Below are 14,185 nucleotides of genomic sequence, written 5' to 3'. Positions count from 1 at the left end.
ACCCGACCATCGACCTTCGACAGCACGCACCAATCTACCCGAGATAGTTGCGCATGGCTCGTCCTGACGGGCGAGCCCGCCGCGTCAGGCGGGCCGGAACGAGTCGTGCTCGGGCGGCGCCGCGTGGCGCAGCATCACGTGGTGGGTGACGGTGTACTCCGCCAGCGACTCCTGGCCCATGTCCTTGCCGAAACCGCTGGCCTTGACCCCGCCGTGCGGAGCCTCGGAGGCGATCGGCAGGTGGTCGTTGACCCAGGTGACGCCGGCCTCGATGCGATGTGCGACCCGCAGGGCGCGCTGCACGTCGCGCGTCCACACCGAGGAGGCGAGGCCGTAGGGGCTGTCGTTGGCCAGGCGCACCGCGTCGTCCTCGGTGTCGAAGGGCAGCACGACGACGACCGGGCCGAACACCTCGTCCTGCACGATCTCGCTGTCCTGGGCGGCGCCCGTCACCAGCGTCGGCGAGTAGTAGGCGCCGGGCCCGTCGGGCAGCTCGCCGCCGGTGACCACGGTCGCGCCGGCCTCGCGGGCTCGAGCCACGAAGCCGTGGACGCGGTCGCGGTGGGCCGCGCTGACGAGCGGGCCGATCTCCGTCGCGGCGTCGTACGGCGCGCCGACGGTGATGGCCGCGAGCCGCTCGGCCAGCGCGGCAACCAGGTCGTCGTGGGCGGAGCGCTCGACGTAGATGCGGGTGAGGGCAGTGCAGTCCTGCCCGGAGTTGTAGGTGACGCCCATCGCCAGCCCGGTGACGGCCGAGGCCAGGTCGGTGTCGGCGAAGACGACGGCGGGGGCCTTGCCGCCCAGCTCGAGGTGGAGCCGCTTGGTGCTGCCGGCCGCCGCGGCCATGACCTCACGCCCGGCGCGCGAGGAGCCGGTGATCGACACCATCGCCACGTCGGGGTGCTCGACGAGCGCGGCGCCGACCTCGTTGCCTCCGGTGACGACGTTGAGGACGCCCTCGGGCAGCCCGGCCGCGACCGCGATCTCGGCCAGGCGCAGGGTCGAGGACGGCGTGAGCGGAGCGGGCTTGAGCACCACGGTGTTGCCGGCGGCCAGGGCGGGGCCGAGCTTCCAGATCGCCATCACCAGCGGGAAGTTCCACGGCGCGATGCCGGCCACGACACCGACCGGTCGCCGGACGAGCATCGAGGTGTAGCCCTGGCTGAGCTCGCCGGCCGCGCTGCCCTCGAGCGAGCGGGCGGCCGCGGCGAAGAAGCGGAGGTTGTCGACGGCGAACGGCAGCTCGCCGTCGGCGAAGACGGGACGGGGCTTGCCCGTCTCGCGCACCTCGAGGTCGACCAGGTCGCTCGCCTCGGCGAGCGCGTCCGCGACGCGGGAGAGGACCAGTGCCCGCTCCCCCGCGGTGCGAGCCGCCCAGCCGGGCAGTGCCGCCTTCGCCGAGGCGACCGCCCGGGTGACGTCGTCGGCCGAGCCCTGGCGCAGCGTTGCACTGACCTCGCCGGTCGCGGGGTCGACGAGGTCGAGGTCGGCGCCGCCGCCCTCGGTGGGGCGGCCGTCGATGAAGGTGCCGTGCACGGGGTGTCCTTTGCTGGATGGATCTAGGGGGGGTCAGGAGACTGCTGATCAATGGCAAGGGGCGGCGTCAGCCCCATTGATCAGCACCCTCCTAGGAGTTGAAGCCGACGCCGAAGTGGTCGAGGGTGCGCAGCCACAGCCCGCGGCGACCGGTGCGGTCCTCGCGGGCCAGGGCGGCGCGGGTCGTCTGCACGCCGAGGTAGCGCACCGGCTCCGGCGGGAACGGCACCGGGCGCGCGCCGAGGTGGGCCGGCAGGGTCGCCCCGTCGAGGGCGTCGAGCACGCTGTGCGCAGCGAGCCGGCTGTAGGCCACGCCGAGCCCGGTGAACCCGAGGGCGTGGCCGACCCGGCGGCCGCGGTCCGTGCCGACGTACGGCGTGAAGCGGCTGGAGGTGTCGATCAGCCCGGCCCAGCGGTGGCTGAACCCGACGTCCTCGAGCTGCGGGAACGTCTCGTGGAAGTGGCGCGCGAGCAGCCGGTGCGAGGCGTCGCGCTGCTCGCGGGCGGCGTCGGTGCGCGAGCCGTAGTAGTAGATCGCGTCGTAGCCGCCGAACAGGATGCGGCCGTCGTCGAGCGGGCGGTAGTAGTGGAACTGGTTGCCCGCGTCGGTCATGCCCTGCCGCTCGCGCCAGCCGATGCGGTCCCACTGCTCGGCCGACAGCGGCTCGCTGACGAGGACGTGGTCGTAGACGGGCACGACGTACTTGCGCAGGCGGCGCACCGGGCTGCGGAAGGCGTTGGTCGCGAGCACGACCTGGCGCGCCCGCACCCGGCCGCCCGGGGTCAGCAGCGCCCCGGAGTCGAGGCGGCGCACCGGTGTGCGCTCGTGGAGGCGTACGCCGAGCGCGACCGCGCGGTCGCGCAGGCCGAGGGCGAGGGCCACCGGGTCGAGCAGGCCGCCGCCGGTGCGCACGCGGACGCCGGCGAGGTAGGTCGGCGAGTCGACGTCGGCGCGGACGGCCTCGGCGTCGAGCACCTCGGCGTCCTCGCCGTGCTCGCGCAGGGCGGCGGCGAGCGGGGCCATCGCGCGGGCGCTGTGCTCGGTGGTGGCGACGACGCTCTTGCCGACCAGGTGCAGCCCGGCGTCGATGCCGGCGGCCTCGACGTCGGCGGCGAGGTCGGCGAGGTTGCGGCGCCCGACCTCGAGCAGGTCGGCCATCTCGTCGGGCCACAGCGCGAGGCCGTGGGCCAGGCCGTGGGTCACCGAGTCGGAGATGAAGCCACCGTTGCGACCGGTCGCGCCGAAGCCGACGTGCTCGGAGTCGAGGAGCACCACGTCGCGGCCGGGGTCGCGACGCTTGGCCTCGAGCGCGGCCCAGAGGCCTGTGAAGCCGGCGCCGACGACGACGAGGTCGGCTTCGAGCTCGCCCTCGACGGGCGCGGTGGTGGGCGCGAGGTCGTGCAGGTCGTGCCAGTACGACGTGGGCCGGGCGTCGGCGAGCGGGTCGGTGCGGCCGGGCCCGCGCAGGGTGCTGCTCATGCCACGATCCGCGCCGCGTCGGGGCTCCAGCTGAGGTCGACCTCGGCACCGCGCTGGACGCTCGGCACCCCGGCCTGCGTGATGACGAGCGGCTGTCCTGAGGCGGTGGCGACGCCGTCGGCGGCCACCGCGATGGCGGTGCTGCCGCCGCTGAACTGCGTCTCGAGCACGCGCCCCGAGAGGACGGCACCGGCGCCGGTGCCGCGGGGGGTCACGACGACGTCCTCGGGCCGGACGACGAGGAACGAGCCGGTGCCGTGGCCGGGCAGCAGTCGACCACCGACCGTCAGGCCGTCGGGGCCGGCGGCGCCCTCGAAGACGTTGCTGCGGCCGATGAACTCGGCGACGAAGCGGTTGGCCGGGGCGCGGTAGAGCTCCTCGGGCGCAGCGACCTGCTGGACGAGGCCGTCGTTCATCACCGCGACGCGATCGGCCATCGACAGCGCCTCGTCCTGGTCGTGGGTGACGACGACGAAGGCGATGCCGACCTCGTGCTGCAGCCGCTTGAGCTCGAGCTGCATCTGGGCACGGACGTTGCGGTCGAGAGCCGAGAGCGGCTCGTCGAGCAGCAGCAGCCGCGGCCGGTTGACGATCGCGCGGGCGAGCGCGACCCGCTGGCGCTGACCGCCGGAGAGCTGGCTCGGGCGGCGCTTGCCGAGGCCCTCGAGACCGACGGTGCGCAGCACCTCGGCGACCCGCTGGGCGATCTCGGCCTTGGGCAACCCGGCGCGGGCGGGGCCGTAGCCGACGTTGCGCTCGACCGTGAGGTGCGGGAACAGCGCGTAGGACTGGAACATCATGTTGACCGGTCGCCGGTGCGCCGGCTGGGCCAGCAGGTCCTCCCCGGCGAGCTCCACCGTGCCCGACGCGGGCTGCTCGAAGCCGGCGAGCGAGCGCAGCAGCGTGCTCTTGCCGCAGCCCGAGGGACCGAGGAGGGCGAAGAACTCGCGGTCGCCGATGTCGAGGTCGACGCCGCGCAGCGCCTGCACGTCGCCGTACGCCGCGGTGAGGCCGCGGACCCGCAGGAGGGGCTCGGTGGCACCGGTCGGCTCAGTCGTCATCGATGGTCTCCGTCCGTCGCAGGGCGAGGGCGCCGGCCACGACCGCCACGACGCTGACGAGCAGCAGCAGGGTGGCCAGCGCGTTGATCTCGGGCGTCACGCCGAAGCGGACCCGCGAGTAGATCTCGATGGGCAGGGTCGGGCTGTCCGGCCCGTTGGTGAAGAAGGCGATGACGAACTCGTCGACCGAGAGCGTGAAGCTGAGCAGCGCGCCGGCGAGCACCGCGGGGGCGATCGAGGGCAGGGTCACCCGCACGAACGTCGAGAGCCACCCGGCGCCGAGGTCCTGCGAGGCCTCCTCGAGCGAGCCGTCGAGCTGCACGAGCCGTGCCCGCACCACCGCGACGACGAACGCCGTGCCGAACGCCGTGTGGGCGACCATCACGGTCCCCAGCCCCAGGCTGATGCCGGCCCAGCTGAAGAACGACAGCAGCCCGATCGCCAGCACCAGGTCGGGCAGGATCGCGGGGGTCATCGCGAAGGCGTCGAGCGCCGTCGAGCGGGCGTGGCGCACCAGGCCGACGGCCAGCATCGTGCCGAGCACGGTCGAGACGACCATCGTGCCGGTGGCGACGAGCAGGGTGTTGACCAGGGCGTGGCCGAGGTCGCCGTCGCGGAAGACCTCGGCGTACCACCGCAGCGAGAGGCCCTGCAGGTTGAGCGCGGAGCGGCCGCTGTTGAAGGACAGCACGACCACGACGAGGATCGGCAGGTAGAGGAAGGCGAAGCAGCCGAGCAGCGGGATCCAGAGCAGCCCCGGCCCCTGCTTCGCGGCGCCGCGCGGGCGCGCGCTCACCGGCGGGCCTCGACGGAGTAGCGCCGGCTGACCACCGACTGCAGGGCGAAGAGCACGAGCAGCAGCACGACCACGAACAGCGCGAGCGTGGCGCCGAAGGGCCAGTCGCGCGCCTTGAGGAACTGGTCGCGCACGAGGTTGCCGACCATCACGGTCTTGCCACCGCCCAGCAGCTCGGGCACGACGAAGTTCCCCAGGCTGGGCACGAAGACGAAGATGCAGCCGGTCACGACCCCGGGCAGCGACAGCGGCAGCGTCACCCGCAGGAAGCCGGTCAGGCGGCTCGCCCCGAGGTCCGCCGAGGCCTCCCCCAGCTCGCGGTCGAGCCGCGCCACGGAGGCGTAGATCGGCAGCACCATCAGCGGGAGGTAGACGTAGACGAGCCCGGCGACGACCGCGCCGCGGGTGTAGAGCAGGTCGAGCCGGTCGTCGATGAGCCCGGCACCGACCAGCGCGTCGTTGAGCACGCCCTGGGTGTTCAACAGCACGGTCCAGGCGTAGGTGCGGATCAGGAAGTTGGTCCAGAACGGGATGACGACCAGCACCAGCGCGATCGAGCGCCACCGCTCCGGCAGCCGGGCGATCGCGTAGGCCACGGGGTAGCCGATCGCCAGCGCGATCGCGGTCGCGGCGGCCGCGGTGACGACCGAGCTCACGAGCACCGAGCGGAACGTCGGCTCCAGCGCCCGGGAGAAGTTGTCGAACCCGAACGTGTAGACGATCCCGCCGAACCGGCCGCGCTGGAAGACGGTGTAGCTCATGACGAGCAGCACCGGCACGGCGACGAAGACCGCCGTGAAGAGCAGGCCGGGGCCGAGGAACGCCGCGCCCGCGGCGCGGCGTCCCCGGGTCACCGTGGTCACGAGGCCGTGACGTCCGTGGTGAGGTCGGTGTACTTCGTGCTGTCCTGGCCGAGGTCGACGAGGCTCTCGCCCTCGGCGAGCTGGTCGGGGGTGACGTCGAGCTGCGGGAACTGCTGCTTGAGCTCGGCCGGGACGAGCGCCTCGGCCTTCTCGTTCGGCACGTTGTAGTAGACGTTCTCGGTCACCCAGGCGTGCACCTCGGGCTCGAGCATCATGTTGACGAAGGCGAAGGCCGCCTCCTTGTCCTCGGAGTCCTTCAGCACGACCATCGTGTCGGCCCACAGGTCGCTGCCCTCGTCGGGCACGACGAACTTGATGTCGGGGTTCTCGGCGGTGCCGTAGCCGCACCAGCCGTCCCACGCCTCGGCCATGACGGCCTCGCCGGAGATGAGCTTCTCGTAGAACGTCGTGTCGTCGTAGCCGAGCAGGTGCTTCTTGGCCTCGACGAGCTTCTTCTCCATCTCGGCGATCTCACCGTCGTCGGTGGTGTTGACGGAGTAGCCCAGCGCCTTCTGCGCGGGCAGCGCCAGCCAGCGCTCGGTCGAGAGCATCGTGACCTTGCCGTCGTACGCCGGGTCGGGGTCGAGGATGTCGTTCCACGACGTCGGCGCCTCGGAGACCAGGTCGGAGCGGTAGCAGATGCCGGTGGTGCCCCAGGTGTAGGGCACGGAGTACTCGTTGCCCTCGTCGTAGGCCAGCTGGGTCGCCTGGGGGTAGAGGTTGGTGAGGTTGGGGACGAGGTCGGCGTGGATCGGCTCGAGCAGGCCGGCCTCGTTGAGCGCCTGGGCGTACTGGCCCGAGACGAAGGCGACGTCGATGCCGGAGTCGCCGCCGGCGGTCAGCTTGGCCATCACCTCCTCGTTGGTGGCGTGCTCGGTGGACTTCATGGTCGCGCCCGTCGCCGCCTGGAACTGCTCGGCGATGTCGTCGGCCATGTAGCCCGACCAGTTCGAGACGGTGATCGACTGCTTCGACAGGTCGGCCGAGGCGTCGAGGTCGGAGGCCTCGGCGCCCCCGCCGGCCTCCTCGCCACCACCGCAGGCGGCCAGCGCCGCGGCGCCGATCAGGGTGCCGGCGCCGATCGCGGCGCGGCGGGCGAGGGTGCGGCGGGCAGGGGTGCGGGTGCGTGCCATGTCGTCTCCTGGGCTGGCCCGAGTCGGGTGATGGGCGCCAACTTTGCACGCACGTTCAAAAACGCGCAAGGCCCAAAATCCGCGCAATGACGTCGAAACACGGCCGTCACTGAACGCGTCTTCAACAACCCTTCTCACGAGCGCCGAGTCGTGCCACGCTGTGCCCCGACCCGGGCGACCAGGACGACCCGGGGTCGGGAGAGGCAGGACGAGCATGGTCAGGGCCGGCAGGCAGGCACGGCGCGAGGCGCTCGTGGGCGCGGCGCAGCGCGCGATGCTCGAGCACGGCGCCGACGCCAAGCTCGTGCACGTCGCCGAGGCCGCGGGCCTCACCTCCGGCGCGGTGCTCTACCACTTCCCGGACGTCCAGGCGCTGCTGCTCGAGGCCAACCGGGCCGGCATGGAACGCTTCTACGACCACCGTGTCGCCGCGCTCGCCGAGCTCGACGACCCGGCCGAGAAGCTGGTCGCCACCGTGCGCTCCGGGCTCCCCGTCGACGGCGACGACGCCTCGGTGCGGCTGCTCTGCGAGCTCGGTGGCGCCGCCGGCCGCCAGCCGGTCTACGCCGCGCTGCTCACCTCGCTCTACGACCGGCAGGTCGCGATGTACGAGGTCGTCCTCGCCCAGGGCGTCGCCCGCGGGATCTTCACGCTCACCGACGACGCCCGCACCATCGCGCGCAACCTCGTCGCCCTCGAGGACGCCTACGGCTACCGCATCGTCGCGCGCCACCCCAGCATCGACAGCGAGACGGCCGCCGAGCTGATCCTCGCCGTCGCCCGGGTCGCCACCGGCCACCCGCTGCCCACCTCCTCCACCACGTCCGACCCCGCCTCAGCAGAGGGAGAGCCCGTCTCGTGACCGACCAGAAGCTGACCGTCCTGTTCATGCCCGAGTCCGCGCACGGACCGACCAACCAGTGCATCGGCATCGGCAAGGTGCTGCTCGACCGCGGCCACACGGTCGTCTTCGCCGCCGAGCGCTCCTGGGAGGGCCAGCTCGCCCCGCTCGGCTTCGTCGAGGCGCTCGTCGACCTCGCCGAGCCCGCCGAGGAGACGGAACAGGAGGAGGCCGCCGGGCAGTTCTGGATCGACTTCATCGCCGAGACCGCGCCGGAGTTCCGCAAGCCGACGATCGAGCAGCTCTCGACGTTCGTGCAGCCGACCTACCAGGCGCTCGTCGACGGCGCGAAGTACGTCGAGCCGCAGCTGCGGGCGATCATCGAGGAGCACCGACCCGACGTCCTCGTCGAGGACAACGTCGTGGCGTTCCCCGCCCTGGTGACCTCCGGTGCGCCGTTCGTGCGGATCGTGTCGTGCAACCCGCTCGAGGTCCGCGGCGAGGGGGTCGCACCGACGTTCTCCGGCTACGCCGCCGCCGAGCCGGAGCGCTGGGCCGACTTCCTCGAGGAGTTCGACCGCACCCACGGCGAGACCTGGGCCGACTTCGACGCCTGGGTGCAGGAGCAGGGCGCTGCCCCGCTGGCGCCGCGCGACTTCATCCACACCTCCGAGGCCGCCAACCTCTACGTCTACCCGGCCGAGCTCGACTACGTCGACGACCGACCCCTCGACGACACGTGGCACCGGATGGACTCCAGCGTGCGCGAGACCGACGCGGAGTGGGAGGTGCCGGCGGAGTTCGCAGACCGCCCCGAGGGCGCCGGGCTGGTCTACCTCTCCCTCGGCTCGCTCGGCGGCGCGGACATCGCGCTGCTGCAGCGGCTGATCGACGTGCTGGCGACGACCGAGCACCGGGTCGTGGTGAGCATGGGTCCGCGCGCCGACGAGATCCGGCTCGGCGACGGCATGGTCGGGGCCGCGATCGTGCCGCAGACCAAGGTCGTCCCCCACGTCGACCTCGTCATCACCCACGGGGGCAACAACACGACGACCGAGGCGATGCACTTCGGCAAGCCGATGATCGTGCTGCCGCTGTTCTGGGACCAGTACGACAACGCCCAGCGGGTGCACGAGACCGGCTACGGCCGCCGCCTGTCGACGTACGGCTTCACCGACGACGAGCTGCTCGGTGCCGTCGAGGAGCTGCTGGCCGACACGGCTCTGCGCGAGCGCGCAGCCGCGGCCGGCGAGGCCATCCGCGCCCGCGACGGCCTGCGCGTCGGCGCCGACGTCATCGAGCGCGTCGGGCTGGAGCACCTCGCCTCCCGGACCTCGTGAGCCTGCCGCTCGAGCTCGTCGACCTCGACGGAGCCGTCGCCGCGCGAGCGGTCGGGCCGGAGCCGAGCCGCCGGCTGCTCGCACTGGCCGCCGACGGCGACCCGTTGCCGGAGGGTTGGCGGTGGGGCCCCGGCACGCGACCGGCGGTCGCCGTCGACGGCCCGGAGCGGCCGGTCGACGTCGACCAGACCAACCACTCGGTCGTCGTGGGCGAGCAGGTCGTCGTGAAGTGGCAGACCGGACCCCTGGTCGGCCCCCACCCCGCACCCGAGCGGCTGCGCCGCCTGGTCGCGGCGGAGTTCTCCCACATGCCGGCCGCCTGGTGGTCGCTGGAGTGGTGCACGCCCGACGGCGACTGGGTGCCGGTCGTGACCGCCGCCGACCTCGTGCCCGGCGCGAGCGACGGGTGGACCTGGTGCCTGCACGAGGCGCGCGTCGCGGTCGGCGTCGACGACGGGGCGGCGCGCCCCTTCGCCGCCGAGCTCGGCCGGGTCACCGCCGCGATGCACCTGGCCCTGACCGACCCCGGGTCCCACCTCGTCGCCGTCCACGGCGACTACCACGTCGGCCAGGTGCTGCGCGGCGACGACGAGGCCCTGCGCGTCGTCGACTTCGACGGCAACCCCACCCTGAGCGCGGCCGAGCGGGTCGCGCACCACCCCGCGGCCTACGACGTCGCGGGGATGCTGCTCTCGCTCGAGAACGTCGGGCACGTGGTGCGCCACCACGCCCCGGCCGTGCCCGAGGAGCCGGTGGTCGCGTGGACCGAGGAGGTCCAGGGCGAGTTCCTGGCGGCGTACCGTCCGCGGGCGGGACACCTGCTCGACGAGACCCTGCTCCCGGCGTACGTCGACGAGCAGATCGAGCGCGAGCTGGCCTACGCGGAGGCGCACCTGCCCCGCTGGCGCTACGTGCCGGAGGCCGCGCTGCGGCGGAGAGGACGACTGTGAAGCCCGAGGAGTTCCTGCGCGACCTGCAGGCCAAACCCGACCACCTGCGCGCCCTGAGCGTCGAGGGCTCCTGGGAGTGGCTCGAGCGGCCGCCCGGGCGGATCGTGCTGCTCGGGATGGGGTCGTCGCACTACGCCAACGCCGTCGCCGCCGCGCGGCTGCGCACCGCCGGTCTCGACGCGGTCGCGGAGCTCGCCAGCAGCGACCTGCTCCCCCGGCCCCGCCCCGACGACCTGGTGCTGGCCGTGTCGGCCTCGGCCGGCTCCGCCGAGACCCTCGACGCGGTCGAGCGCATCCGTGGGGCCGGTGCGACGTCGGTCGTGGCCGTCGCCAACCGCGAGGGAGCGCTGACCGGGCTCGCCGAGCGCACCGTCTGGATGGAGGCCGGCGAGGAGCGCGGCGGGGTCGCCTGCCGGTCGTTCCAGCACACGCTCGCTCTGCTGCTCGAGCTCGAGCGGCACCTGACCGGCGGCCGCGCCGTACCGCTCGCCGAGGTGGCTGCTGCCTCCGAGCACCTCCTCGACACCGAGGGCACCTGGCGGCCCCGCCTCGACGAGCTGCTGCTCGGCCCGAGCGGCACCCACGTCGTCGCTCCCGCCCGACGCCTGTCGTCGGCACAGCAGTCGACCCTGATGCTGCGCGAGGGCCCCCGCCTGCCCGCCGTCGGCTGCGAGACCGGCGACTGGAGCCACGTCGACGTCTACCTCACCAAGACCACCGACTACCGCATGCTCCTGCTCGCGGGCTCGCCCTGGGAGCCCCAGCTGATCGACTGGACCACCCAGCGCGGCAGCACCGTCGTCGCCCTCGGCGGCACCGTCCCCGGCGCCACCCAGGAGCTGCGCTACCCCCACGACGAGGACGACGACGTCCGCCTGCTCACCGAGACGCTCGTCTGCGAGCTCGTCGCCGCCCGGGCGTGGGTGGCCCAGGGCTGACCTGCCCCGACCGCGAGAGCGGTTTCGAGACACGACTTCGTCCTTCCTCAACCACCGGCGGCGGCTCGATCACGCCGGTGGCGAGGAGGTCGCGCTGGCGACCGTCGATGGCGGTGGTTGAGGAGGTCGCGCTGGCGACCGTCTCGAAACCACCCTCACCACGACAGTGGTTCCGAGACAGGACGTCGTCCTTCCTCGACCACCGGTGACGGCTCGTCCGCCGCAACACCCCTCTGACGGTGGCGTCATGCGTCTGCAACAATCCCGGTGTTCACTGAGCGGAGACAGTGAACACCGACAGTGGATTGGAAGAGCAGATGTCACCACTCGCCGAACTGGCCCAGGCCTCGGGGACGAAGTTCATCCTCGCCCTGTTCGTGGATCTCAACGGCAAGCCCTGTGCCAAGCTGGTGCCGGTCGAGGCGGTGGAGCAGCTGGCCTCCGAGGGCGTCGGCTTCGCCGGCTACGCCGTGGGCGCGATGGGCCAGCAGCCCAAGGACCCCGACATCATGGCGATGCCCGACGTCGCGTCGTTCACGCCGATCCCGTTCGTCAAGGAAGGGCTCGCGCTCGTCCACTGCGACCCGCACGTCGAGGGCAAGCCCTGGCCGTTCGCCCCGCGCGTCATCCTCAAGGCCGCGCTGGAGAGGGCCGCCGAGCACGGCTTCGACACCTGGGTGGGCGCCGAGGTCGAGTACTTCCTGCTCCGCCGCGACGCCGAGGGCCGCCTCGTCACCGCCGACCCGCACGACACCGCCGCGCAGCCCTGCTACGACGCTCGCGGTGTCTTCCGGATGTACGACCACCTCACCTCGATCAGCACGGCGATGAACAGCCTCGGCTGGGGCAACTACGCCAACGACCACGAGGACGGCAACGGTCAGTTCGAGCAGAACTTCGAGTACGCCGACGCCCTCACCACCGCCGACCGCGTCATCACGCTGCGCTACCTGCTCTCGGTGATGGCGGCCGAGCGCGACATGGTCGCGACCTTCATGCCCAAGCCGTTCACCGACCGCACCGGCTCGGGGCTGCACCTGCACATGTCGCTCACCCAGGGCGAGGACAAGGTCTTCGTCGGCGAGGACGGCGACGTCTCGCCGCTGGCCAAGTCCTTCGTCGCGGGCATCCTCGACCACGCCTGCGCGCTGCAGTCGGTCATCGCGCCGACGGTCAACTCCTACAAGCGCACCGGCGTCACCGCCTCCAGCGCGAGCGGCGCGACCTGGGCGCCCCGCACGCCGACGTACGGCGGCAACGACCGCACGCACTACATCCGCATCCCCGACAGCACCCGCATCGAGGTGCGCGGCGGCGACGGCTCCGCGAACCCCTACCTCGCGATCGCCGGACTGCTCGCGGCCGGGCTCGACGGCGTCGAGCGTGGCGCTGACCCCGGCCCCCTCGGCAGCGGCCCCGCAGGGGCGCTGCCGCTGACGCTGCTCCACGCCGTCGAGGCGCTCGAGGAGGACAAGGTGCTCATCGGCGCGCTCGACGCGGCCGGCAGCGGGGTCGCGGAGTACTTCGCCGGCCTCAAGCGCCAGGAGTTCTTCGACTGGCACAGCTCCGTCTCCCCCTGGGAGACCGAGCGCTACCTCACCGCCTTCTGACCCACGACCCACACGACCCGAGAGAGACAGACACCATGTGCGGAATCGTCGGGCTGCACCTGCGCAGCCCCGAGCTCCACCCCCACCTCGGCGAGCTGCTCGCCGGGATGCTGTGCGAGATGCAGGACCGGGGCGCCGACTCCGCCGGCATCGCGGTGTACGGCGACCCGACGTGGTCGCCGCCCGGGCACAGCACGGTCTCGCTCGTCGAGCCCGACGCCTCGCCCGAGGAGGTCGCCGCCACCCTGAGCGCCACGCTCGGCACGCCGGTCGCGGTGCTCGTGCGCGACGTGACCTACCTGCTCAGCGCGGAGGCCGACCCGGAGGTGCTGCTGGCCGCCGCGCGCTCGGCGTACCCCCACGTGCTGGTCGGCGGCTTCGGCGTCGACCTGGCGGTGCTCAAGGGCGTCGGCACGCCCACCGACCTCGCCGCCCGCTGGGGCCTGGCCGGGGCGCAGGGCTGGCAGGGCGTGGGCCACACCCGGATGGCCACCGAGTCTGCGGTGACCCCCGCCGGCGCCCACCCCTACGCCGTGGGCCCGGACCAGTGCATGGTCCACAACGGCTCCTTCTCCAACCACGCCACGATCCGCCGCGAGCTGCGCGCCGCGGGGGTGGCCTTCGACTCCGAGAACGACACCGAGGTCGCCGCCCGCTTCGTCGCCGACCGGCTCGCCGCCGGGGCGGACGTCGAGGAGGCGCTCACCGACGTGACCCGCACCTTCGACGGCTTCTACACGCTGCTGGTCTCGAACCGCGACTCCTTCGCCGTCGTGCGCGACGCGATCGCCTGCAAGCCGGCGGTCATCGCCGAGACCGACGCCTGGGTGGCGATGGCCTCGGAGTACCGCGCGCTGGCCCACCTGCCCGGGGTCGAGAACGCCCGCATCTGGGAGCCCGAGCCCGAGACCGTCTACGCCTGGACCCGAGAGACGACCCGAGAGGCGGCCCTCGCATGACCACCTACGACCTGAGCACGACCCCGCTGCGCGAGGTCAACACCGCACTGCACGCCGAGGGCCTGTCCGGCGCGCACGTGATCACCCGCCCCGCCGGCGCGCACAACGTCGCCGTCGGCGTCGACGCCCCGGTGAAGATCACGATCGAGGGCCACGTCGGCTACTACGCGGCCGGGATGAACCAGCAGGCCGAGATCACGGTGCACGGCAACGCCGGCACGGGGGTCGCCGAGAACATGATGAGCGGCACCGTCCACGTCACCGGCAGCGCCTCGCAGTCGGCCGGCGCGACCGGGCGGGGCGGGATGCTGATCGTCGACGGCGACGCCGCGGCACGGTGCGGCATCTCGATGAAGGGCATCGACATCGTGATCGGCGGCTCGGTCGGCCACATGAGCGCCTTCATGGCCCAGCGGGGCCGGCTCGTGATCCGCGGCGACGCGGGCGAGGCGCTCGGCGACTCGATCTACGAGGCCCGCATCTACCTGCGCGGCACCGCCCGCTCGCTCGGCGCGGACTGCGTCGAGAAGGAGATGCGCGAGGAGCACCTCGAGGAGCTCGCCGGCCTGCTCAAGGCCGCCGGCCACGAGGACGACGACCTCACGGCGTACCGCCGCTACGGCTCGGCGCGCACGCTCTACCACTTCACCCACGACAACGAGTACTGAGGCGCCACGA

13 protein-coding genes are annotated in these 14,185 nt (G+C 72.8%); 7 read left to right on the top strand and 6 right to left on the bottom strand.

Annotation, left to right across the window (positions count from 1 at the left end; translation table 11 throughout):
- Nucleotides 1–84 precede the first annotated feature (84 nt).
- The 6 genes from GRQ65_RS15460 to GRQ65_RS15435 all read right to left on the bottom strand — a co-directional run bounded on the left by GRQ65_RS15460 (nucleotide 85) and on the right by GRQ65_RS15435 (nucleotide 6,869).
- Nucleotides 85–1,536 (bottom strand): aminobutyraldehyde dehydrogenase, encoded by a 1,452-nt coding sequence (locus GRQ65_RS15460; RefSeq protein WP_160878870.1) that lies wholly within the window; start codon nucleotides 1,534–1,536, stop codon nucleotides 85–87.
- 91 nt (nucleotides 1,537–1,627) lie between these two features.
- Nucleotides 1,628–3,016, bottom strand: coding sequence for an NAD(P)/FAD-dependent oxidoreductase (locus GRQ65_RS15455; protein ID WP_160878869.1), 1,389 nt, complete (start codon nucleotides 3,014–3,016; stop codon nucleotides 1,628–1,630).
- Nucleotides 3,013–4,077, bottom strand: coding sequence for an ABC transporter ATP-binding protein (locus GRQ65_RS15450; protein ID WP_160878868.1), 1,065 nt, complete (start codon nucleotides 4,075–4,077; stop codon nucleotides 3,013–3,015). Before GRQ65_RS15450 ends, GRQ65_RS15455 begins: the two co-directional genes overlap by 4 nt.
- Nucleotides 4,067–4,873, bottom strand: a complete 807-nt coding sequence (locus GRQ65_RS15445; RefSeq protein ID WP_202388163.1) for an ABC transporter permease subunit — start codon at nucleotides 4,871–4,873, stop codon at nucleotides 4,067–4,069. Before GRQ65_RS15445 ends, GRQ65_RS15450 begins: the two co-directional genes overlap by 11 nt.
- A complete protein-coding gene (locus GRQ65_RS15440) occupies nucleotides 4,870–5,736 on the bottom strand; it encodes an ABC transporter permease subunit (RefSeq protein ID WP_202388162.1) in 867 nt (288 codons plus the stop codon). The genes GRQ65_RS15445 and GRQ65_RS15440 overlap by 4 nt, the downstream gene beginning before the upstream one ends.
- Nucleotides 5,733–6,869, bottom strand: a complete 1,137-nt coding sequence (locus tag GRQ65_RS15435) for a polyamine ABC transporter substrate-binding protein (protein ID WP_160878867.1) — start codon at nucleotides 6,867–6,869, stop codon at nucleotides 5,733–5,735. The genes GRQ65_RS15440 and GRQ65_RS15435 overlap by 4 nt, the downstream gene beginning before the upstream one ends.
- A 214-nt stretch (nucleotides 6,870–7,083) precedes the next feature.
- Between GRQ65_RS15435 and GRQ65_RS15430 the strand changes: the two genes are divergently transcribed.
- The 7 genes from GRQ65_RS15430 (at nucleotide 7,084) to GRQ65_RS15400 (ending at nucleotide 14,175) form a co-directional block, all read left to right on the top strand.
- Nucleotides 7,084–7,731 (top strand): TetR/AcrR family transcriptional regulator, encoded by a 648-nt coding sequence (locus tag GRQ65_RS15430; RefSeq protein WP_160878866.1) that lies wholly within the window; start codon nucleotides 7,084–7,086, stop codon nucleotides 7,729–7,731.
- Nucleotides 7,728–9,050, top strand: a complete 1,323-nt coding sequence (locus GRQ65_RS15425) for a nucleotide disphospho-sugar-binding domain-containing protein (RefSeq protein WP_337191764.1) — start codon at nucleotides 7,728–7,730, stop codon at nucleotides 9,048–9,050. The genes GRQ65_RS15430 and GRQ65_RS15425 overlap by 4 nt, the downstream gene beginning before the upstream one ends.
- Nucleotides 9,047–10,000, top strand: coding sequence for an aminoglycoside phosphotransferase (locus GRQ65_RS15420; RefSeq protein WP_160878865.1), 954 nt, complete (start codon nucleotides 9,047–9,049; stop codon nucleotides 9,998–10,000). Before GRQ65_RS15425 ends, GRQ65_RS15420 begins: the two co-directional genes overlap by 4 nt.
- The gene (locus tag GRQ65_RS15415; RefSeq protein ID WP_160878864.1) at nucleotides 9,997–10,938 is read left to right on the top strand and encodes an SIS domain-containing protein; all 942 of its coding nucleotides are present in this window, start codon (nucleotides 9,997–9,999) and stop codon (nucleotides 10,936–10,938) included. The genes GRQ65_RS15420 and GRQ65_RS15415 overlap by 4 nt, the downstream gene beginning before the upstream one ends.
- A gap of 317 nt (nucleotides 10,939–11,255) precedes the next feature.
- Entirely contained in the window at nucleotides 11,256–12,548 is a 1,293-nt protein-coding gene (gene glnT / locus GRQ65_RS15410; protein WP_160878863.1) for a type III glutamate--ammonia ligase, read from the top strand.
- Nucleotides 12,549–12,583: 35 nt separating this feature from the next.
- Nucleotides 12,584–13,507, top strand: coding sequence for a class II glutamine amidotransferase domain-containing protein (locus GRQ65_RS15405; protein WP_160878862.1), 924 nt, complete (start codon nucleotides 12,584–12,586; stop codon nucleotides 13,505–13,507).
- Nucleotides 13,504–14,175 carry a GltB/FmdC/FwdC-like GXGXG domain-containing protein gene (locus GRQ65_RS15400; protein ID WP_160878861.1) on the top strand — a complete coding sequence of 224 codons (672 nt, stop codon included), beginning with the start codon at nucleotides 13,504–13,506 and terminating at the stop codon, nucleotides 14,173–14,175. The genes GRQ65_RS15405 and GRQ65_RS15400 overlap by 4 nt, the downstream gene beginning before the upstream one ends.
- Nucleotides 14,176–14,185 lie beyond the last annotated feature (10 nt).

It is taken from the genome of Nocardioides flavescens, assembly GCF_009823805.1.
GTDB lineage: Bacteria > Actinomycetota > Actinomycetes > Propionibacteriales > Nocardioidaceae > Nocardioides > Nocardioides flavescens.
The sequence above is the reverse complement of the archived record's forward strand: the minus strand, read 5'-3'. Positions and strand labels throughout refer to the sequence as shown.

Bases quoted from the DNA above. Each gene is read 5' to 3' on its own strand.
- GRQ65_RS15455 (WP_160878869.1), bottom strand. From the start codon at position 3,016: ATGAGCAGCACCCTGCGCGGGCCCGGCCGCACCGACCCGCTCGCCGAC.
- GRQ65_RS15450 (WP_160878868.1), bottom strand. From the start codon at position 4,077: ATGACGACTGAGCCGACCGGTGCCACCGAGCCCCTCCTGCGGGTCCGC.
- GRQ65_RS15435 (WP_160878867.1), bottom strand. From the start codon at position 6,869: ATGGCACGCACCCGCACCCCTGCCCGCCGCACCCTCGCCCGCCGCGCC.
- GRQ65_RS15430 (WP_160878866.1), top strand. From the start codon at position 7,084: ATGGTCAGGGCCGGCAGGCAGGCACGGCGCGAGGCGCTCGTGGGCGCG.
- glnT (WP_160878863.1), top strand. From the start codon at position 11,256: ATGTCACCACTCGCCGAACTGGCCCAGGCCTCGGGGACGAAGTTCATC.
- GRQ65_RS15405 (WP_160878862.1), top strand. From the start codon at position 12,584: ATGTGCGGAATCGTCGGGCTGCACCTGCGCAGCCCCGAGCTCCACCCC.
- GRQ65_RS15400 (WP_160878861.1), top strand. From the start codon at position 13,504: ATGACCACCTACGACCTGAGCACGACCCCGCTGCGCGAGGTCAACACC.